The 18,484-nt window shown below is 59.5% G+C and carries 20 protein-coding genes, 1 tRNA gene and 3 pseudogenes; 10 read left to right on the top strand and 14 right to left on the bottom strand.

The window, feature by feature from the left end; all coding sequences use genetic code 11:
* Positions 1 to 300 precede the first annotated feature (300 nt).
* Positions 301 to 1,781, top strand: a pseudogene (locus AB4O25_RS05470) (APC family permease).
* A gap of 170 nt (positions 1,782 to 1,951) precedes the next feature.
* Entirely contained in the window at positions 1,952 to 2,215 is a 264-nt protein-coding gene (locus tag AB4O25_RS05465; protein WP_080598193.1) for a hypothetical protein, read from the top strand.
* Between the two features lie 83 nt (positions 2,216 to 2,298).
* Here AB4O25_RS05465 and AB4O25_RS05460 read toward each other — a convergent pair whose 3' ends face one another.
* A complete protein-coding gene (locus AB4O25_RS05460) occupies positions 2,299 to 4,230 on the bottom strand; it encodes an acyltransferase family protein (protein WP_460150619.1) in 1,932 nt (643 codons plus the stop codon).
* 90 nt (positions 4,231 to 4,320) lie between these two features.
* On the opposite strand from AB4O25_RS05460, the gene AB4O25_RS05455 reads away from it, so the two are divergent.
* On the top strand, positions 4,321 to 4,512 hold the full coding sequence (locus tag AB4O25_RS05455; protein WP_065879031.1) for a hypothetical protein: 192 nt from the start codon (positions 4,321 to 4,323) through the stop codon (positions 4,510 to 4,512).
* Between the two features lie 37 nt (positions 4,513 to 4,549).
* Here AB4O25_RS05455 and AB4O25_RS05450 read toward each other — a convergent pair whose 3' ends face one another.
* On the bottom strand, positions 4,550 to 5,152 hold the full coding sequence (locus AB4O25_RS05450; protein WP_017530528.1) for a helix-turn-helix domain-containing protein: 603 nt from the start codon (positions 5,150 to 5,152) through the stop codon (positions 4,550 to 4,552).
* A gap of 161 nt (positions 5,153 to 5,313) precedes the next feature.
* Between AB4O25_RS05450 and AB4O25_RS05445 the strand changes: the two genes are divergently transcribed.
* Entirely contained in the window at positions 5,314 to 6,009 is a 696-nt protein-coding gene (locus AB4O25_RS05445; protein WP_460150618.1) for a B3/B4 domain-containing protein, read from the top strand.
* 26 nt (positions 6,010 to 6,035) lie between these two features.
* Here the strand turns inward: AB4O25_RS05445 and AB4O25_RS05440 are convergent.
* Both AB4O25_RS05440 and AB4O25_RS05435 read right to left on the bottom strand, forming a co-directional pair.
* Positions 6,036 to 6,918 (bottom strand): annotated as a pseudogene (locus tag AB4O25_RS05440) (alpha/beta fold hydrolase).
* Between the two features lie 412 nt (positions 6,919 to 7,330).
* Positions 7,331 to 7,417 (bottom strand) — tRNA-Leu (locus AB4O25_RS05435).
* A gap of 281 nt (positions 7,418 to 7,698) precedes the next feature.
* Here AB4O25_RS05435 and AB4O25_RS05430 point away from each other — a divergent pair.
* Both AB4O25_RS05430 and AB4O25_RS05425 read left to right on the top strand, forming a co-directional pair.
* Positions 7,699 to 7,890, top strand: coding sequence for a DUF2188 domain-containing protein (locus AB4O25_RS05430; RefSeq protein WP_083221580.1), 192 nt, complete (start codon positions 7,699 to 7,701; stop codon positions 7,888 to 7,890).
* A 150-nt stretch (positions 7,891 to 8,040) separates the two neighbouring features.
* Positions 8,041 to 8,499, top strand: a complete 459-nt coding sequence (locus AB4O25_RS05425) for a GFA family protein (RefSeq protein ID WP_017528104.1) — start codon at positions 8,041 to 8,043, stop codon at positions 8,497 to 8,499.
* A 2-nt stretch (positions 8,500 to 8,501) separates the two neighbouring features.
* On the opposite strand, the gene AB4O25_RS05420 is transcribed toward AB4O25_RS05425, so the two are convergent.
* The 5 genes from AB4O25_RS05420 to AB4O25_RS05400 all read right to left on the bottom strand — a co-directional run bounded on the left by AB4O25_RS05420 (position 8,502) and on the right by AB4O25_RS05400 (position 11,860).
* Positions 8,502 to 9,029 (bottom strand): DinB family protein, encoded by a 528-nt coding sequence (locus AB4O25_RS05420; RefSeq protein ID WP_017528103.1) that lies wholly within the window; start codon positions 9,027 to 9,029, stop codon positions 8,502 to 8,504.
* A 5-nt stretch (positions 9,030 to 9,034) separates the two neighbouring features.
* Entirely contained in the window at positions 9,035 to 9,646 is a 612-nt protein-coding gene (locus tag AB4O25_RS05415) for a LysE family transporter (protein ID WP_017528102.1), read from the bottom strand.
* An 82-nt stretch (positions 9,647 to 9,728) separates the two neighbouring features.
* Positions 9,729 to 10,199, bottom strand: a complete 471-nt coding sequence (locus AB4O25_RS05410) for an arsenate reductase ArsC (protein WP_017528101.1) — start codon at positions 10,197 to 10,199, stop codon at positions 9,729 to 9,731.
* 1 nt (position 10,200) lies between these two features.
* On the bottom strand, positions 10,201 to 11,484 hold the full coding sequence (locus AB4O25_RS05405) for an arsenic transporter (RefSeq protein WP_017528100.1): 1,284 nt from the start codon (positions 11,482 to 11,484) through the stop codon (positions 10,201 to 10,203).
* A 19-nt stretch (positions 11,485 to 11,503) separates the two neighbouring features.
* Positions 11,504 to 11,860, bottom strand: a complete 357-nt coding sequence (locus AB4O25_RS05400) for a metalloregulator ArsR/SmtB family transcription factor (protein WP_116078745.1) — start codon at positions 11,858 to 11,860, stop codon at positions 11,504 to 11,506.
* Positions 11,861 to 12,034: 174 nt separating this feature from the next.
* Between AB4O25_RS05400 and AB4O25_RS05395 the strand changes: the two genes are divergently transcribed.
* From AB4O25_RS05395 to AB4O25_RS05380, 4 genes are all read left to right on the top strand, one after another.
* Positions 12,035 to 12,250: a hypothetical protein gene (locus AB4O25_RS05395; RefSeq protein WP_017528098.1), complete on the top strand. Its 216-nt coding sequence runs from the start codon at positions 12,035 to 12,037 to the stop codon at positions 12,248 to 12,250.
* A gap of 71 nt (positions 12,251 to 12,321) precedes the next feature.
* Positions 12,322 to 13,017, top strand: a complete 696-nt coding sequence (locus tag AB4O25_RS05390; RefSeq protein ID WP_116078746.1) for an AzlC family ABC transporter permease — start codon at positions 12,322 to 12,324, stop codon at positions 13,015 to 13,017.
* On the top strand, positions 13,014 to 13,325 hold the full coding sequence (locus tag AB4O25_RS05385; protein WP_065879038.1) for an AzlD domain-containing protein: 312 nt from the start codon (positions 13,014 to 13,016) through the stop codon (positions 13,323 to 13,325). Before AB4O25_RS05390 ends, AB4O25_RS05385 begins: the two co-directional genes overlap by 4 nt.
* A 171-nt stretch (positions 13,326 to 13,496) precedes the next feature.
* Positions 13,497 to 13,850, top strand: coding sequence for a hypothetical protein (locus tag AB4O25_RS05380; RefSeq protein ID WP_026067277.1), 354 nt, complete (start codon positions 13,497 to 13,499; stop codon positions 13,848 to 13,850).
* Positions 13,851 to 13,992: 142 nt separating this feature from the next.
* Here the strand turns inward: AB4O25_RS05380 and AB4O25_RS05375 are convergent.
* The 5 genes and pseudogenes from AB4O25_RS05375 to modA form a co-directional block, all read right to left on the bottom strand.
* Positions 13,993 to 14,698 (bottom strand): annotated as a pseudogene (locus tag AB4O25_RS05375) (YoaK family protein).
* Between the two features lie 93 nt (positions 14,699 to 14,791).
* Entirely contained in the window at positions 14,792 to 15,820 is a 1,029-nt protein-coding gene (locus AB4O25_RS05370; protein WP_065879039.1) for a DNA topoisomerase IB, read from the bottom strand.
* Positions 15,821 to 15,893: 73 nt separating this feature from the next.
* The gene (gene modC, locus AB4O25_RS05365; RefSeq protein WP_017528092.1) at positions 15,894 to 16,979 is read right to left on the bottom strand and encodes a molybdenum ABC transporter ATP-binding protein; all 1,086 of its coding nucleotides are present in this window, start codon (positions 16,977 to 16,979) and stop codon (positions 15,894 to 15,896) included.
* Positions 16,979 to 17,659: a molybdate ABC transporter permease subunit gene (gene modB / locus AB4O25_RS05360; protein ID WP_065879041.1), complete on the bottom strand. Its 681-nt coding sequence runs from the start codon at positions 17,657 to 17,659 to the stop codon at positions 16,979 to 16,981. The genes modC and modB overlap by 1 nt, the downstream gene beginning before the upstream one ends.
* Positions 17,660 to 18,412, bottom strand: coding sequence for a molybdate ABC transporter substrate-binding protein (gene modA / locus AB4O25_RS05355; RefSeq protein ID WP_065879042.1), 753 nt, complete (start codon positions 18,410 to 18,412; stop codon positions 17,660 to 17,662).
* Between the last annotated feature and the right edge of the window lie 72 nt (positions 18,413 to 18,484).

Raw genomic sequence — 18,484 nt, 5'->3', positions numbered from 1 at the left:
CCCAGCTATCTATTTAATCGAACGCGGCGTTCAGTATTTAATATTTGCCGGACTCTGCCGCGGCTATTAGCCTCTTTCCAAGCCTCCAACGAAGCGCCGGACTTCAGGAGGCTGCTGCAATAGCCACACGAACGGAGCACTCGCCAAAAGACGTGCGCGCCTGCGAAAACCGCGCCCGCCAGTGGATGCCCAGGCAACCCCCCACACCCATTACAAGAATACCGAGCCGGGACGAACCTTGAGGGTTTGGCCACGGCTTCGGACAGCCAAAATCTGCCGATTTTCTGGAGCCACACCGCCATGAGTGCACGTCCCCAAACCGGCGTAGACGCCGATAGCGACGCCGAACAATTGCGCAAACTGGGTTACACCTCGAACTTCAATCGCAGCATGAGCCTATGGGAAAACTTCGCCCTGGGCTTTACCTACCTGTCGCCGGTGGTGGGTGTCTACACCCTGTTCGGCCTGTGCCTTGCCGCCGGCGGGCCGCCGATGTTCTGGGCCTACCTGCTGGTGGGCTGCGGGCAATTGCTGGTGTGCCTGATCTTCGGCGAAGTGGTTTCGCAATTCCCGATTTCGGGCGGCGTCTACCCTGGGCCCGACGCCTGGTGGGTAAGCGCTGGGCATGGATGGTCGGCTGGATCTACTCCATCGCGCTGTGCGTCACCATTGCCGCCGTCGCGGTCGGAGCCGGGCCTTACCTCGCGGCGATGCTCGGTTTCGAGGCGAGTAACAACACCAATATCGTCATCGCGGTGGTGCTGACGCTGTTCGCCACCCTGGTCAATCTCAGCGGCACCAAGATGCTGGCCCGCATCGCCATGTTCGGCTTTCTGTGTGAGCTGGTCGGCGCGGTAATCGTCGGTGTGTACCTGTTGGTATTTGAACGTCATCAGCCCATCAGCGTGCTGTTCAACACGTTTGATATCCGTATCGACGGTTCCTACTTGCCGGCGTTCCTCACTGCATCGCTGGCGGGCATGTTCCTTTACTACGGCTTTGAGGCCTGCGGCGACGTGGCCGAGGAAACCCCCAACCCGAGTAAACAAATCCCGGTGGCCATGCGCATGACCATATATATCGGCGGTGTGGCCGCGATGTTCGCCTGCCTGGCGCTGATCCTCGCCGTGCCGGACATGCAAGCGGTGATCAACGGCACCGATAAGGACCCGGTGACTACCATCCTCAACAATGCCTTTGGCAGCGTCGGTTCGAAGGTGGTCATGGGCGTGGTGATGATCTCCTTCATCTCGTGCGTCATCAGCCTGCAGGCCGCCGCCAGTCGACTGCTGTATTCCTACGCCCGCGATGAGATGGTCATCGGCAGCCGCCTGCTCAAGCGGATTTCGCCGACCACTCAGGTGCCGGTGGCAGCGCTGTTCGTCTCCGGTATGCTGCCGACCCTGATCATCACCCTCGGTTTCTTCCTTCAGGACGCGGTGGCGACCATCGTCAGCTTTGCGGCCATCGGTATCTACCTGGCCTTCCAGATGATCGTGCTTGCGGCCCTCTACGCTCGCGCCCGGGGCTGGAAACCCAGCGGCAAATTCGCGTTGGGGGCCTGGGGCCTGCCGGTGAATATCGGCGCGCTGATCTATGGCGTCGGTGCAATCATCAACATGGCCTGGCCGCGCACACCGGATGCGGCCTGGTACATCAACTACGCGATGGTTCTCAGCACGGCCATCGTGATTGGCCTGGGCCTGCTCTACATGTGGCTGGGCAAACCCTATGACCGTGGCACCGCACCCGCCGGCGATGCCTGGGAAGTCAGTCGATAGCCGGGGGAGGCGCGGGCTGAGTCTTGCAGGCCACTCGCTGGCTTGAATGGTTCTATGAAATGCTACAAAAGTGGATCTTTTTACCGAACCATTTCGTTCCTATAGTCGCGCCGTATCTTGAGCACTCAGCGCTGTTCGCTGAGTGCTCCTACCCTACGGGAACGCGATCTATGAATTATCAAAAATGTTCTATCGGCCTTGGCGCTTGTGCACTGTTGGTTTTGTCCGCGCTGCGATTGTCCGCCGGCCAACCGCCGGCCAGGGAAGACTTTATAAAATATCCCTCCCTGCGACAAAAGTGGTCGGCAATATGCGACCCGCGCAGCAACCTCGCCGAAGTTAACGCTGAAGGTTGCGAGCATTTACATCAATGGACGGCCGCCAGCGAATTCTCTGTTTTGGATAACTTAATGAATCAAAACCTGGGCAAGTAACAACGCTCGCTGCGGTGTTGCGGCATGTCGATTACTTAAAAAGCAGCGTCATGCCGGAGTTTGCATTGCTGTCGCTCAGTCACTCAGAGATGCCCGCTTTGTTTGAGCTTCTTGGCCAGGTATCGAGAGCCTTCAATGGTCAGGTGGTTCGGATCCCTGAATAGCAGTTTGCCGCCGCTCACCATCGAGCAATTGTTGGTGTTGCAGAAGTACTGGAGCACCGGAACGTATTTCACATTCGGCGATTTCTCAACAGCTTCAGCCAGCGCTTTATGGTACAGGGCCTTATTTTTCATCTGTTGATCAAAAGGCCCGGTGCAGGTTGGGCCGTCTGCGCTGAACCTGCGCCCGTATTTGCATGCCTCAGGGTCAAACAAGAAGGTTGGAACATCATCAAGTAGGGTGACGGATTTATGGTTGTCGGTGAAGAGTTTGAAGGTTCTTTCAAGCTGGCCGGCCGGATCTTCAGTGCTGGGTTGGATCTTTTGTTCCCAAAGCGCGGAGATGAAAACCTTTTTGATGTCTGGGTCTGCCGCGACTCTTTCTATAGCTTCACGCATGACTGGGCTGTCAAGTGCGGGCAATTGTTTTTGAGAGAAAGAGGCGACATTGCTGCTGTTGAATTCATCTGCAAACCCTGCGAGCAAGTGCTCTGCATGGCTATCGCCCAATAGCAAAATATCAATCGATCCAGTTTGTTTTGACTGAAAGCAGCGATATCCGAACTCAAGGTCTTTGAATGACAAATTCCTCAGTGCTTCGTCCGAGCATTTGTAGAAGTTTTTGCTCATGTACGTGATGTACGGATACCTGCCAAGATCTTCGGCGTAGCGCGCAACTGGCTTCGCTGCCTCGCGAAATGGAAGGCCGTCACCCACCTGAATGCCGAGCGCGGTAACTGTCGTGACGACCATCGCGCCGCACAAGCCCTTGATGGCCGTGTTGCGGTCTATGCGCTGGGTGCGAATAGGCGATTCGATGAAGCGGTACGTCGCCCATGCAAGCACCAAGGCTGCCACAATGGCCGTGGCTCTTATTTCTGGCGAAGGCGTTGCGCTCTGGATGATCCTCGGGAAGACCAGCAGCGGCCAATGCCACAGGTAGAGTGGGTAACTGATGAGCCCGATACCGACCATCAGGCGATTGGAAAGAACGAAGCGATTAACCATCCCCTCAGGGCCCGCTGCGATGATCAAAACGGCACCCGCGACAGGCACCAGGGCAAGCATTCCGGGGAATGCGGCAGCGTTGGTGATAGTGAGCAGGCCGTATCCAATCATGGCAGTCCCGGCCAAGGACATAACGTTTGCCCAAATGGCTGACGGTGCCGCTCGAAGTGCCAGGCAAGACAGTAAGGCGCCCGCCAGCAGTTCCCAGAATCGTGTTTGCGGAGAATAAAAATCTGCCGTTGGATTGTGGGATGCCTGATACAGATTCAGGCCAAATGACACTGCGATGAGCAGCCCTATAGCAATCGGCAGGTTCGTGCGCAGACGCCAGAACGCGAGTAACAGCAGCGGCCATACGAAGTAGAACTGCTCTTCAATACCCAGGCTCCACAGATGTAGAAGCGGTTTTGTGTTCGCGGCTACATCAAAGTAACTGGTCTCGCTCCACAGCAATAGATTTGAGACAAATGCGGCGCCTGCAATCGAATGTTTGGCAAGTGACAGGTACTCATCTGCCAACATCGCGAGCCAACCGAATGACAGGCATGACACCAGCACGACTATAAGTGCTGGGAATATTCTGGCGGCACGCCGGGCGTAAAATCCAGAGAGTGAAAACTTATCCTCGCGCAGCGCTTGGATGAGAATGGACGATATCAAAAATCCGGAAATGACGAAGAATATGTCAACCCCGATAAAACCACCGGTAAGTGCTGATGGGAATGCGTGAAATATAACAACAGACATCACGGCTACCGCTCGAAGCCCATCGATATCGCGTCGGTATTGGAGTGGCGTTTGGGTCGATGCCGCCTGTATTTGTTGTTCAAGTCTTAGTGACGTCATGCTCAAGAGACCTCCGGGGCTCGCTGCGAAGCGCGCATAGCCTAACCGTTGGCGACCTCTCGTCAATATTTATCTATGACGTGCGCCATTATGCCGACCAGCAATAAAGTTGGTCGCGTCCTGCTAGAGCAAAGCGTCGCGTTTAGCGAGATGTTTGCCATTTGCGCCGCATTTTCAGCGCCCCACGTACACAGCGGGATGATCGCCTCGGCCAAGCTGCGACCGAGCAGCTTCATGACCGCCAGCGAGGTCGCTCCTGACGGCGGCCTGGCACAAATCTGAAGCACGATGCTCTCACCGGCTGCCAGCCTGCAGGTATTTACTGATGCATCTCCGTCACAGACATCGTGAATACCAATTTGGATCGGCCAGCGTTGGAATAGGAATGGGGGACGTCAGTTTTGGCCACTGCCGAACTCCCCGCAGGGATGACCAACTCTGTTTCCCCTACCACGCATTTCAGCGTGCCTTTCTCCACATGAAACAGTTCCAGCGTGCCCTGCGGATGCCCCTGTGAAGCGAAAGATTCGCCTGGGTGCATTTCCCAACGCCACAGCTCGATCATGTCGGGGCCCGACGTTCCTGCCAGAAGGCGTGCCGTTCCGCCCAGGTCCCCGGTCCACAGTGTGGGGATGTCTTGGCGGTGGATGATGTGGGCGGATGGAGCTTCGGTCACGTTGACGATGTCTGCTACGGACAGGCCCAGCGCGGCGGCGATTTTGCAAAGGATGCCGATACTGGGGTTCGCCGTACATTTCTCTATTTCGACGACCATCCCCTTGCTCACCCCTGCGCGACGGGAAAGCTCATCCAATGTGATTTTCTGGGCTTTGCGCGCCTGTTTGAGCGTGCGCGCGACGGCCAGGCTGACGGCTTGAGCATCAGCGCCAGGGGTAGTCGACAGGGTGGGCTTCGTGGCCATTGATGAGGGTCATGAGGAAAAATGTGCGGGGATTCTCGGCCCTTATCAGTCGCTCCGTCAATCGGCGCGCCCGCTATAGTGGCTGATAATGGTCATTATATTGACTTTGCTGGTCGTCGCTGACTAGCATGAAATGACATTTAGGTACCTGGAGGTTTTTGATGCTGTCCGTACTGCCGTTGATCGATCAAGCCGTTGCCGAGCTGGCGCCACAGTTCCGGGCCCTGAGCATCGTGGTGCAAGCGGCGCCACTGGCCAACCCTGAGGTGGCCCAGGCTGCGCTGGACCGCGCTTGCAAGGTTGTGCAGGAAGGTGGGCCGAGCTGGGGTGAAGCCCATCTGGCCGAGTGGGCGCACACGTTCCGAAAATTTGGCGCCAAGCCGCAGCGCACGCCTTGTTCGGCTGAGGCACTGCGTAAACGGGTTTTACGTGACGGCGGCTTGCCGAGCCTGGATCCCATCGTTGACCTCTACAACGCAATCAGTCTTGAGTACGCCATCCCGGTGGGTGGGGAAAACATTGAAGCCTACGTAGGCTCTCCACGGCTCGTAGTTGCAGATGGCACCGAACCGTTTGACACCTTGAAAGAGGGGGCTCCTGCTGTCGAGTATCCAGACGCCGGCGAGGTTATCTGGCGCGATGACCAAGGCGTGACCTGCCGCCGTTGGAACTGGCGACAAGGTGTCAGGACCCGTCTGGGTGCCGACGCAAAGAGCATGTGGTTCATTCTGGAGAGTTTGCCGGCGATGCCGCTTGAAGCCTTAACGGAAGCGGGGGACAAGCTGATCGAGGGGCTGCAGCAAATGATGCCCGGCGTCCAGATCCAACGTTCACTGATTGGTGCTGGCGGCGAATAGTCAGGTACGGCTATTTCGCCATGAACTCAACCACTGAGGCTCAAAATACCGTCGGCAAATTTTTCCGGTGCCTCTTGGGGTACGTTGTGCCCAATGCCTTCCAGGCGCTGGCGCCGATACGGCCCGGTAAAATAGCCCACGAATGGGTCGTCCTTGGCCGGGGGGTCGACCGCATCGGCCGCACCCTCCAGAACCAGTGAAGGCACGGTGATCGTTGGTTGCGCGGCAAGTCGGGATTCTATATGGCGATAGGCTGGATCGCCGTCAACCAATCCGAAACGATGGCGGTACGAGTGTATGACCACCTCCACAAAGTCGTCGTTCTCAAACGCGGCGGCAGTCGTCTCAAACGCCGCCTCGGTGAACCGCCAGGTTGGGGACCACAGGCGCCATAGCAAATGGCAGAACGCCTTGCGGTTCGCGGTCAACCCAGCGCGCCCACGGCTACCGTGAAGATAGTATTGGTACCAGAGAAGATGCTCAGCTTCGGGTGAAACGGGCGCGTGCTCCTTAGCGATATTCTGGATGCTGTAGCCGCCACAGCTAACCAAACCGCTTACCCGTTCCGGCCATAGCGCGGCGACAACGCAAGCCGCTCTTCCACCCCAGTCATAGCCCGCAAGCACAGCTTTTTCGATCTTCAGGGCGTCAAGAAAAGCCAACAAGTCGGCGCCTATGGCCGCCTGCTCGCCAGAGCGCATTGCTTGCCCATCTAAAAACCGGGTGGGACCAAAACCACGAAGGTACGGAGTGAAGCATCGCTTTCCAGTCGAGGCCAGGATCTTGGCGACTTCATCGTAGGCATGCACGTCATAGGGGAAGCCGTGGAGCAACACTAGGGGGGCCGTCTACCGGGCCGAGTTCCAGGTAGGCGATTTGCAAACTACCGGCTTTAACAGTTTTCATCATGCCCTCCGAAATAGCGCCTGCAATCGAAGGGTTGGACAAACAAAACACGCCCATGCTCAAAAAAGCTGGGCGTTCAGGAGCGACCTCACGCCCGCTATGCAGTACGACCGCCGAGCACTTCAGCCACCCAGTCGGCAATGTTCATGAACTAGTCGCGTTCGGCGAGGTTATTGACGGTGTTGAGCAGTGACAGGTACGCGATGGACAGTTGGGCGTTGTAGCCTTTGCGGGCGAGGGTGGCCAGGGCGATTGAACAGTTCGCCATCCAGGCCTTGGCACAACAAGGCCATGGCTTCCCTAAAAAGCTTGGAATCCCCCGGAAAACGACGGAACGCCACAAACGAAAAAACCCGCCGAAAGGCGGGTTTTAAAGGGCTCCACGGACTTTACTGGTTGTCAGTGGAACTGGAGATGGTGCCCGAACCCGGAATCGAACCGGGACGCCCTTACGAGCGGGGGATTTTAAGTCCCATGCGTCTACCAGTTTCGCCATTCGGGCGGTAGCGCGGTTAAGCAGGGTTGGGAATATATAGATCCAGGCGCGTATGTGCAAGGTCGCACGCTAGCTTTCTTGTGCGCGGGAATGGATGAAAAAGCTCGGAAGATCAGTGAGCTACGCGGTTTTGAGGGGCGATTCGGTACTGGGGTCGAGTCGGGGGGTACTGTCTATAAATGACAGAAGAGCCTTTGAAGCCCGCGACATGTGGTCAGCCTTCCTGGCGGATGCGGGTGTAAGGTAGGCCGTGCAACCCGTGGAAATCTCAGGAAAGCGAGGTGACTATGAGCGTTCCAATGCTGAAGAAGCTGCATCTGAATGGATACCATATCGTGCAGGTCAATTACGGCCCCTGGCGAGTGTGTACGCATAGCGACCGGTTGGCGTCCTTCAATTCCCGTGAACAGGCACTGGCGTACGCCGCCACGCTGCCGGCGTACAAGGCGCGCGGCAGGCCGGTAGCCAATGATGCGTGAGGACACGTGAAAGCCCCGGTTCCGCCGGGGCTTTTGCGTATGGCGTACTGCCCCGGCGCTGATGCAGGGTTCGGTATCGTTTGCTGGCCTGTTCAACCCCAGCCGCGGGCGCTACCCTGCCACGCTTTCCATCACAAAAAGGACACGATGATGAGCGCCGAAACCCTGCTTCAAGTAGGCAGCTGCCGCTGTAACGAGGTGCGCTTTAGCCTGAGCGAGCCCCCGGTGATCACCATGGCCTGCCATTGCACCGGTTGCCAGAAGATGACCTCCAGCGCGTTTTCCCTCAGTGCGTTGTATGCCGCCGGTGCTTTCACGGTGACCCAGGGCTGCCCGGTCATTGGTGGCCTGCACGGCGTCGACCGTCACTACTTTTGCCCTCGCTGCATGAGTTGGCTGTTTACCCGGCCCCATGGCATCGACGAGTTCGTCAATGTGCGCGCGAGCCTGCTGGATAATTTCAGGGCGTACAGGCCGTTCATGGAAACCTGGACCTGCGAAAAGCTGCCCTGGGCAAATACTCCAGCGGTCGAAAGTTTCGCGAAACTGCCCGAACCCCACGACTTCCCACGCTTGATGCAAGCCTATGCCGCGTTCGGTAAGGGCTGAGTTCAGTCGATCAGTGCCAGCAAATCAGTGTCGCCGACATCCACGCCCGCCTGGGTCAAAAGCGTTGTGACCTGGCCGCGGTGGTGGGTCTGGTGATTGAAGAAGTGCAGCAGCAGGCTCGAAAACGGCTTATCGCTCGCGACGCCACGCATGTTGCGGTAATGCAGGCGCTGGTCGAGGTCGGGCTCACGCAAGGTCTCGACCCAGTCGATGATCAGTTGGTCGAGCCAACCGCGACGGGTCGCCAGTTGCTCCAGGTCCGCGAAGGCCAAGTGCTTGAGGTCGCGGGGCATGGCGATGGCTTCCAGCGGGGCCAGTGCCGAAAAGCCTGTCGGGTGTTGGGCGAAGCGCTTGAGCCACACCGTGTCGCCCAGCGCCAGATGGTTGAGCGTGCCGAGGATCGAGCCGAAAAATGCCTGGCGGTCCATGCGTAATTGCGCCTCTGAAAGCTGGGCGGCGGCGGCATAGACCTTGCGGTTCATCCACCGGTTGTACGCTGCCATCAGCACGATCTGTTCGATACGGTTCATGTGGTTTAAATGCCCTGAGCGGCCAGAATCGCCAGATAGATCAGCACCACGCCGCAGGCGGCATAACTGACGCGCTGCCACAGTGGCGAAGCATTTTTGCGCAAGAGGTTGACCAGGGTAGCGATCAAAAAGCATGACAACACCGAGGCCAGCATAAAACCTGCAAAAAACATCAGCGTCTGACCATGGCTGGGCGTGGCGCCCACGATGCCGGACAAGGCGCTGCCCAACGCGCCCCAGTAAACAATGTTCTTCGGGTTGGCCAGGGAAATCGCGGCGCCCACCGCCAGTGCGTTTTTCCCGGAAGTGGCCGCTGCGTCGTCCATTTTTGGCAGGTGCCAGGCGTCAATCAAGCTGCGTATACCAAGCCAAGCCAGGTACAGCGCGCAGATCACCGTCAGCGGCACGCGCACGGCGTCATGCTGGATGAGCAGGGCGATGCCGGTCAGGCCGATCACCGCCCACACTGCGTCGCCCACCAGCGAGCCGATCTGCACCAACAGGGCAGGCGTGAAGCCCTGCAATAAGCCACGTCGCAGGGTCTCCGCCAGCACCGCGCCGGGCGAAAGGCAAAACACAAAACCGAATACCAGCGCGTAAAAAAAGATCGTCAGCATGCCCGCTTCCTTTCGAGAAAGTGGCAGAGCATACGTCAGCAAGGGCGCTCAAATCGACCGTTGTTTGAGCCTGGCAACGTTGTTACAACGCGGCGATACGCTCAAGTTCAATCTTCAGTTGCGCCGGGGTCAGGCTGGACAGAGGCAGGTCGAAAAGCGCTCGGCAGCGGGTTTCGATGGTATTGAGTGTCGCCTCGAACGCGGCTTCCACAATGGCGTCATCGCCCTTGACGTCAGACGGGTCCTCCAACCCCCAATGCGCCTTTACCGCAGGCCCGAAATACACCGGGCAAGCTTCACCGGCAGCTCTGTCGCACACGGTGATCAGAATGTCAGGCGGGTTGTCTTTAAAAGCGTCATTGCCTTTGCTGTACAACCCCTCGGTGCTGATACCCACAGCTTGCAGCGCGCTCAGGCTGCGCGGCAGTACCTGGCCCTTGGGGAAGCTGCCGCAGCTGAAGGCCTGGAAACCCTCCGGCGCGAGGTGATTGAACAGGGCCTCGGACAAAATACTGCGGCAGCTGTTGGCGGTACACATGAACAGGACTTTCATCTTAGATACTCAGGCGCAAGGCGAGGGCGGCGAGGGTGATCAGCAACACCGGCACGGTCAGCACTATCCCGACCTTGAAGTAGTAACCCCAGGTGATGGTAATGCCTTTACGCGCCAGGATATGCAGCCACAGCAACGTGGCGAGACTGCCGATCGGGGTGATTTTGGGGCCCAGGTCGCTGCCGATCACGTTGGCGTAGATCATGGCGTCCTTGACCACGCCCACGGCGTGGCTGGACTCGATGGACAGCGCGCCGATCAACACGGTCGGCAGGTTATTCATGGCCGAAGACAGCAAGGCCGTCAGCACGCCGGTGCCCATGGCCGCGCCCCACACGCCATAAGTGGCGAAGGTATCCAGCCAGGTCGCGAGATAGGTGGTGAGGCCGGCATTGCGCAATCCGTAGACCACCAGGTACATGCCCAGGGAAAAGATCACGATCTGCCACGGTGCGTCCTTCAAGACCTTGCGCGTGGATATTTTGTGGCCCTTGGCGGCGATCACCAGCAGCAGGACGGCGCACACGGCGGAAATCGCGCTGATGGGAATGCCCAGTGGTTCCAGGGCAAAGCAGCCTATCAACAGAATGCCCAGCACCCACCAGCCGGCCAGGAAGGTGGCGCGGTCGTGGATCGCACTGGCGGGATCGGCGAGGTCGGCGGGGTCGTAGGTGTGGGGGACGTCGCGGCGAAAGTACCCCAGCAGCACGGCCAGGGTGGCGGCCACACTCACGAAGTTGACCGGCACCATCACGGACGCGTATTCGTTGAAGCCGATCTTGAAGTAATCCGCCGAGACAATATTCACCAGGTTCGACACCACCAGCGGCAGGCTCGCCGTGTCGGCGATAAAGCCCGCGCCCATCACGAACGCCAACGTTGCCGCCGGGGAAAAGCGCAGGGCCAGCAACATCGACATCACGATGGGCGTGAGGATCAGCGCCGCCCCGTCATTGGCGAACAGCGCCGACACCAGCGCGCCGAGCAAAACCATATAGGCAAACAAACGGCGACCGCGCCCACGGCCCCAACGCGCCACATGCAGGGCGGCCCAGGCAAAAAAACCGGCCTCATCGAGCAGCAGGCTGATGATGATCAGCGCGACAAACGTACCGGTGGCGTTCCAGATGATGTGCCATACCACCGGGATATCCGCCAGGCTGATCACGCCGCAGGCCAAGGCCAGGATCGCGCCCAGTGTGGCGCTCCAGCCAACACCCAGGCCCTTGGGCTGCCAGATGACCAGAATGATGGTGACGATAAAAATCGCGATCGCGACAAGCATGAATAAACGCTCCGATGGCTCAGCAGCAGGTGCTGGCCCGTTGTGGTCTGTCGCCCATTGCATCCAGACGCTGGGCGTCGTTATGCAACCATGGCTGGTTGGCTTGCAGGGTGGTGTCCAGCAGTTGGGTGACCCAGTCAGGCAGTGCCGGATTGATGCGGTAGTAAATCCATTGCCCTTGGCGACGGTCCAGCAATAACCCGCCTTTGCGCAGTTGCGCCAAGTGGCGGGAGATTTTTGGCTGGCTGTCGTCCAGAGCATGGATCAACTCGCACACGCAAAGTTCGCCTTCACGCAGAATCAGCAGGGTGATCCGGGCGCGAGTGGCGTCCGCCAGGCATTTGAACAGGGCGGGCGGGGAAAAGAAGTCGGACATGTTCAACGTCGGTATAGAGGGGGGGCGAATATATGGAATTGCGTATATGTAGGTCAAATCCTGTTTTGCGTTGACGTGGATCAAAGGTCGTCGAATCAACCACAAGTGATTGAAATTAAACTGAAACATGAATGTCCTAAAGTGCCTGCCCATTGCTGATGAAGGAAGACCCGCGTGACCCGAGCCACTCGCAACCTGCGCAAAACCCTGGATTCCGTCGCGGAAAATAACGAAACCGCGGCGTTCGACCTGATGCGCGCCGTGGAGAAACTCGCCGATGAAGTGTTGCGTCAACGCCTGCTCAATACCATTCACCGGCTCAACCAGGACGCCTATGAACTGCGTGAGGCGCGTGATTCGGTGGAGCAGGTGTCGGTAAAACTCGCCTGAGCAAGATCGTTCAAGACATCTTTTATTTGCGCTGGCATGCTCGTCGACTGTTCGTTGATGAGTCGTTTTCCATGCCTGCTGCCTTACCTCATTACGGCTTCGCTCGCGGCGCCATCGCCGTTATCCCCCTGTCCCTGGCCTGCGCGCCCTGGGGGTTGCTCGCCGGTTCCATGGCCATCGATGCGCAATTTACCCCGCTGCAGGCCCAAGGCTTGTCCGCCATCGTGTTTGCCGGTGCGGCGCAGTTGGTAGCCATCGGCATGGTCAAGAGCGGCGCCAGCCTGATTTCCATCGTGCTCACCACCTTGTTGCTGACCTCCCAGCATTTGCTTTACGGCATGCACCTGCGTCCGGTTCTTTCGCCGCTCAAGACCCGGTGGCGCATGAGCCTGGGCTTTTTGCTCACCGATGAATTCTTCGCGCTGGTCAGTCATTTTGACCGCCAGACCTTCAACCGCTGGTATGCATTGGGCGTGGGCCTGACGTTCTATATCATCTGGAACCTGTTCACCCTCGCCGGCATCGTGCTGGGTAAAAGCATTCCGGGGCTTGACCAGTTGGGCCTGGAGTTCTCGATTGCCGCGACCTTTATTGCCTTGATCACGCCCGTGGTGCGCGATGTGCCGACGGTGGTCTGCGTGGCCGTGGCCCTGCTGTGTTCGGTGTGGCTGAGTTATCTGCATTGGGAGTCGGCGGTGGTGGTGTCCGGCGTGCTGGGCATGAGCGCAGGGTTTGCCTGCAAACGACTGGGAGTCGGGCAGCCATGATTTATCTGATGATCGTGGCCATGGGCCTGGTGGTGTTTTTTAATCGTTACCTGTTTATCGAGCCGCGCCTGCCGGTGCGCCTCAACCGCGGCGCGCGCGAGTTTCTGGGGTTTGCGGTACCGGGCATGCTCACGGCGATCTGCGGACCGATCATTTTTTTGCCCGATCACCAGCTCAACCTGAGCCCGGCCAATCCGTATTTACTGGCGGGTATCTGCGCGATAGGCCTGATGTACTGGACGCGCAGTGTGTTGATTACCGTGCTGCTGAGCATGGCGTTGTTTTATCTGTTTCGCTGGTGGGTCTGACGCGCAGGCGTAAAAAAGCCCGCGGGAGGGCGGGCAGAAGGAAGACTTCTAAAAATGAGCCTGGCCACTATAGGTGGTGAGTTCTTCCTTCACAGTGAAACAAAGTTCATGCAGGCGGCAGTCAACGCCATTGCAATGGTACAGTCGCGTTTTTTTCAAGGAAGCGATGGCATGCGAAAGGTGGTCATGGGCGCATTGGTACTGGCAGCACTGGCCGGTTGCGCGGGTTCGAAGATGAAAGACGCGCGCGCGGGCACGCCCTACAAAACCCTGGCGTCGGATAAAACCACCCTGGTGGTTGCCGAGTGCGTTCAGTTTGGCTGGCAGGATGAAAGCGTGTTTGGCGTGGACGCCGGTGGTTTCAAGGAGCCGAGCGGGGCGGGCGGTTTTACCGTGTACACCACGGGCGGCGATTACTTCGTGGACGTGCAAAGCGCCGGTAGCGGATCGTCCGTCAAGTATTACGCCGCTGCCGACGGCATGCCCGCCAAGCGTCGTTTGGCCGCATTGGCGACCTGCCTGTAATCCCGTGCCTTAGGCATATTCGGAAATGCCCGGCACGACAGCCGCCGGACATTCGCTTATTATTCACACCGCTCGCCCGAGGTAATGGCTCTTTACCAGTACACGGACGTCGAGGCCAGCACGTCGGGCGAGCATCCTTCTTCTAGCGCGGCATAAACCCCAAATGCCAACGCCGAGGGGATCTTCAGTGTCAAGACCCCCAGTGCCCCGGCCAACACGCCACTGACCAGCAACGCCTTCAGGCCCATCTGCTGCTCCAACAGCGCACCGATCACCGCGCCCACAAACATGCCGCCCCACGGGATCAGTTGCACCCGCCACCCGTTGCGGCGCTCCCCCAGCATCCAGCGGCCCAGGCCACGACCAAAGCGCGACAGTGCCCCCGTGACGTAGGTCAGCCCCACCGGTAAACCATTCACCTCTTCCACCGCCGCGTTGAGCATACCCATCGCCGTGATTGCCGCCAGCAAAGCGGGCAAGGCATCCTCGAACGGCCACAGCGCGCCCGCGCACAGCAATGTGGCGATGCACAGCAGCAATGGCAGTGCATGCCGCCGCCCGAAGCGGCTGACCACCACCCCCAACGCATTGCCGACAACGAAGGTGGCAACCAGCAGCAGCAGGCGTCCTGTCAAACCGAGATCACCGGCGCTGATCGCCACCGCCAGGCGCGTGGTGTTACCGCTCATGAACGACACGAAGTCACCGCTGGCCATAAAGCCAATGGCGTCGGTCATGCCGGCCAGCACCGAGAGGCTGGCCACCAGCATCAAGCCGACCCGACCGCGCCAGCGCTGTTGATGAGCAAGCGCGGCATTGGCGAACGGCTTGTGGGACGAAGGCAGCATGGGCCGTGCTCCTCAAGTGAGATTATCCGGCCACTACGGTAGGACGCTTTGCTGACGTGCGCAATGATCTCAGACAGCTTTAAGTTGCACTGCCTAACGTCCCTTGGCGAGCTGCTCAAGGAACATGGCCAGCGCGACTTCCTCGGCCTTGAGCCCCTTGCGCTTGCGCGGCTTGGGCAGTTTCGACAGCTCGCCCAGGCTGAAATGCTCTAGCACGGCGGGGTGGATATAACACTTGCGGCACACCGCCGGCGTATTGCCCAGTTGCCTGGCGACGTCCTTGACCATCGCCACCACGTGCCGCTTGGCTTCGGATTCGGGCTGCCATTGCAGTTCGCGCAGTACCGCCAGCGCCATGGCGGTACCGGCCCAGGTGCGGTAATCCTTGGCGGTGAAGTCGGCGCCGGTCAGGCTGTGCAGGTAGGCGTTTACATCGTGGGAACTGACGGTGTGACGCTCTCCCTCTTCATCCAGGTACTGGAACAGGTTCTGCCCCGGCAATTCCATGCAGCGCCGGACCACCGTGGCCAGGCGCCGATCCCTGACGCTGACCTGATGCTCCACGCCACTCTTGCCACGGAACTGGAACTTGATTTCGCTGCCCTTGATACCCACATGGCGGTTGCGCAGGGTGGTCAACCCGTAGGACTTGTTGTCGCGCGCGTACTGGGTGTTGCCGACGCGGATCAACGTGGCGTCCAGCAGCATCACCACCGTGGCCAGGACTTTCTCGCGGGTAAAGCCGGGTTCCGCCAGTTGCGCTTGCAACCGCTTGCGCAATGGGGGCAGCGCCTTGCCGAACGCCTGCAGGCGCGAGTACTTATCGCTGTCGCGCACTTCACGCCAGCGCGGGTGATAGCGGTATTGCTTACGCCCACGCGCGTCGCGGCCGGTGGCTTGCAGATGGCCGCGCGGGTCGGCGCAGATCCACACATCGGTGTAGGCGGGGGGCACGGCCAGGGCGTTGAGACGCTTGATTTGGTCAGCGTCGTTGATGCGCTCACCCTTGGCATCGAAATACTGGAACTTGCCGCGTACTTTCTTGCGGCGGATACCGGGCTGGGTGTCGTCAACGTAATGCAAATCGCGGGGTAGATCGGCGGGCAACGCAGAGTCGGGCATGGGCGGGTTCCTTGGCAACACATCAGGCCGGTATGTCTGATTGACCGCAGCCCTGTGCGGTCGTGCCAAATAGTTATGCGAGCACGGCGACCGCCTTGATTTGCGCCCACAACGCCTGGCCCGGGTGCAGTTGCAACTGATCGCGGGAGAAGCGCGTGATACGTGCCAGCAATGGCGTGCCGGCAGCCTCCAGGCGTACCAGCACATGGGCGCTGTTGTCCGCGGCTATTTCGTCGGTCACCGTCACCGGCAAGCGGTTGAGGATGCTGCTGTGTTCTTCGGCCTGCAGGCTCAGGCTCACGTCCCGCGCCTGCACCTTGACCCGCAACGCTTTGCCGACGGCCAATGGCGCATGAGCGATGCGCATTGGCAGGGCGCTGCCAGGCAGTTGCAGCGTCAGCAGTTGATAATGCGCGTCATAGGCGCTGACGGTGCCGTTGATCACCACACCGGCGTCGTCGCCCCGTGCCAGCGGCAGGTCGAGCCGCGCCAGGGTCTCGCCGATGGGGCCGCTGGCCAGGGCCTTGCCGGCGCTGAGCAGCACGATGTGATCGGCCAGGCGCGCCACTTCATCCTGGGCGTGGCTGACGTACAGCACGGGAATATCCAGTTCATCGTGCAGGCGCTCCAGATATGGCAGGATCTCGCCCTTGCGCTGGCTGTCGAGGGCGGCCAGCGGTTCATCCATCAGCAGCAGTGTTGGGCTGGTGAGCAAAGCCCGGGCGATACCGACGCGCTGGCGTTCACCGCCGGAGAGGAACAAGGGGTTGCGCTCCAGCAGATGGCCGATGCCCAAGAGCTCGGTGGCTTGGGCCATGTCCACGCGGCGCTGCTGGCGGGGGATGCGCTTGAGGCCGAATTCCAGGTTGGCGCGCACCGACAGATGCGGGAACAGGCTGGCTTCCTGGAACACGTAGCCCAGGGCGCGTTTATGCGGGGCCACGAATAACCCGCTGCGGCTGTCCTGCCAGACCTCATCGTTGACCTGGATAAAACCGTCGTGCGCACGCGCAAGCCCGGCGATGCAGCGCAGGCAGGTGGTTTTGCCGGAGCCGGAGTGCCCGTACAACGCCGTCACGCCGCGCCCCGGCAGATGCAGGTCGACCTCTAGGGCGAAGTCGGGGTATTTGAGTTGCAGGCGTACGTCAATCGTCGACATCAGTTCCAGCCCATCCTGGTTTTACGGCTGGAGTACAGCGCCAGCAACACAAGAAACGCAAACACCAGCATGGCCCCGGCAAGCCAATGAGCCTGGGCATATTCCATGGCTTCGACATGGTCGTAGATCTGCACCGAGACCACGCGGGTCCTGTCCGGAATATTGCCGCCGATCATCAATACCACGCCGAACTCACCGACCGTATGGGCGAACCCGAGGATGGCCGCGGTGATAAACCCTGGGCGTGCCAGTGGCAAAATGACGGTAAAGAAGGTGTCCCAGGGATTGGCGCGCAAGGTCGCGGCCACTTCCAACGGGCGAGTGCCGATGGCGCTGAAGGCGTTTTGCAACGGCTGCACCACAAACGGCATCGAATAGATCACTGAGCCGATCACCAAACCGGTGAAGCTGAAGGTGAGGGTGCCCAGCCCCAGCCACTGAGTGAACTGGCCGACGTAACCGTTTGGGCCCATGGTCAGCAGCAGATAAAAGCCAATCACCGTAGGTGGCAGCACCAGTGGCAGGGCGACGATCGCGCCGATGGGGCCACGCCACCACGAGCGGGTGCGCGACAGCCACAGGGCAATCGGAGTGCCGATGACCAAGAGGATCACTGTGGTCAGCGAAGCCAGTTTGATGGTCAACCAGATGGCGGAAAAATCGGCACTCGATAGCGGCATTTATAACTCGTAACCGTAGGATTTGATAACCGCCGCGGCTTTGGGACCTTTGAGGTATTCAACCAGCGCTTTGGCAGCGGCGCTGTCTTTGCCTTTGTTGAGGATCACCGCGTCCTGTTTGATCGGGTCGTGCATGGAGGCGGGGACGATCCATGCAGAGCCGCGGCTGACTTTGCCGTCTTTGTAGATCTGCGACAAGGCCACGAACCCCAACTCGGCGTTACCGGTAGACACGAACTGATAGGCCTGGGTGATGTTCTGGCCTTCAACCAGCTTGGCCTTGACCTGCTCGGTCAGGCCTTCTTTGGCCACAACTTGGGTCGCGGCCAGGCCGTACGGCGCGGCTTTCGGGTTGGCGATGGACAGGTGCTTGAAGTCATTTTTCTTCAAGACCTCACCGTTGGCGTCTACATAGCCTTCTTTAGCCGACCACAGCGCCAACGTGCCCACGGCATAAGTAAAGCGCGAGCCCTTGACGGTGGCGCCTTCGTCTTCGAGTTTTTTCGGGGTGGCGTCGTCGGCGCTCAGGAACACCTCGAACGGCGCGCCGTTTTTGATCTGCGTGTAAAACTGCCCGGTAGCACCATAGGCCGCGACCAGCGTGTGGCCGGTGTCCTTCTGGAAGTCGGCGGCAATCGCCTGGATCGGCGCGGTGAAGTTGGCGGCCACGGCCACCTGGACTTCATCGGCGCTGGCCGAGCCGGCCGCGAACGCGGCGACCAGCACGGCCAGGCGTGAGGCGTGAATCATCATGGAGCAGCTCCTTGGGATGTACGGCAGGTGGGTAGAAGGGCTAACCGCTATGTACGCGAATATATAGCGGTT

The organism is Pseudomonas sp. S3_A03 (genome assembly GCF_054668275.1).
The sequence above is the reverse complement of the archived record's forward strand: the minus strand, read 5'-3'. Positions and strand labels throughout refer to the sequence as shown.

Excerpts from the sequence above, each read along its gene's own strand:
- modC (WP_017528092.1), bottom strand. The coding sequence starts at position 16,979 with ATGTCGACGATTGACGTACGCCTGCAACTCAAATACCCCGACTTCGCC.
- AB4O25_RS05430 (WP_083221580.1), top strand. The coding sequence starts at position 7,699 with ATGAGCGTTCCAATGCTGAAGAAGCTGCATCTGAATGGATACCATATC.
- AB4O25_RS05410 (WP_017528101.1), bottom strand. The coding sequence starts at position 10,199 with ATGAAAGTCCTGTTCATGTGTACCGCCAACAGCTGCCGCAGTATTTTG.
- AB4O25_RS05385 (WP_065879038.1), top strand. The coding sequence starts at position 13,014 with ATGATTTATCTGATGATCGTGGCCATGGGCCTGGTGGTGTTTTTTAAT.
- modA (WP_065879042.1), bottom strand. The coding sequence starts at position 18,412 with ATGATGATTCACGCCTCACGCCTGGCCGTGCTGGTCGCCGCGTTCGCG.
- AB4O25_RS05400 (WP_116078745.1), bottom strand. The coding sequence starts at position 11,860 with ATGTCCGACTTCTTTTCCCCGCCCGCCCTGTTCAAATGCCTGGCGGAC.
- AB4O25_RS05390 (WP_116078746.1), top strand. The coding sequence starts at position 12,322 with ATGCCTGCTGCCTTACCTCATTACGGCTTCGCTCGCGGCGCCATCGCC.
- AB4O25_RS05420 (WP_017528103.1), bottom strand. The coding sequence starts at position 9,029 with ATGAACCGTATCGAACAGATCGTGCTGATGGCAGCGTACAACCGGTGG.
- AB4O25_RS05380 (WP_026067277.1), top strand. The coding sequence starts at position 13,497 with ATGCGAAAGGTGGTCATGGGCGCATTGGTACTGGCAGCACTGGCCGGT.
- AB4O25_RS05465 (WP_080598193.1), top strand. The coding sequence starts at position 1,952 with ATGAATTATCAAAAATGTTCTATCGGCCTTGGCGCTTGTGCACTGTTG.
- AB4O25_RS05460 (WP_460150619.1), bottom strand. The coding sequence starts at position 4,230 with ATGACGTCACTAAGACTTGAACAACAAATACAGGCGGCATCGACCCAA.
- AB4O25_RS05455 (WP_065879031.1), top strand. The coding sequence starts at position 4,321 with ATGCCGACCAGCAATAAAGTTGGTCGCGTCCTGCTAGAGCAAAGCGTC.
- modB (WP_065879041.1), bottom strand. The coding sequence starts at position 17,659 with ATGCCGCTATCGAGTGCCGATTTTTCCGCCATCTGGTTGACCATCAAA.
- AB4O25_RS05370 (WP_065879039.1), bottom strand. The coding sequence starts at position 15,820 with ATGCCCGACTCTGCGTTGCCCGCCGATCTACCCCGCGATTTGCATTAC.
- AB4O25_RS05425 (WP_017528104.1), top strand. The coding sequence starts at position 8,041 with ATGAGCGCCGAAACCCTGCTTCAAGTAGGCAGCTGCCGCTGTAACGAG.
- AB4O25_RS05450 (WP_017530528.1), bottom strand. The coding sequence starts at position 5,152 with ATGGCCACGAAGCCCACCCTGTCGACTACCCCTGGCGCTGATGCTCAA.
- AB4O25_RS05445 (WP_460150618.1), top strand. The coding sequence starts at position 5,314 with ATGCTGTCCGTACTGCCGTTGATCGATCAAGCCGTTGCCGAGCTGGCG.
- AB4O25_RS05415 (WP_017528102.1), bottom strand. The coding sequence starts at position 9,646 with ATGCTGACGATCTTTTTTTACGCGCTGGTATTCGGTTTTGTGTTTTGC.
- AB4O25_RS05405 (WP_017528100.1), bottom strand. The coding sequence starts at position 11,484 with ATGCTTGTCGCGATCGCGATTTTTATCGTCACCATCATTCTGGTCATC.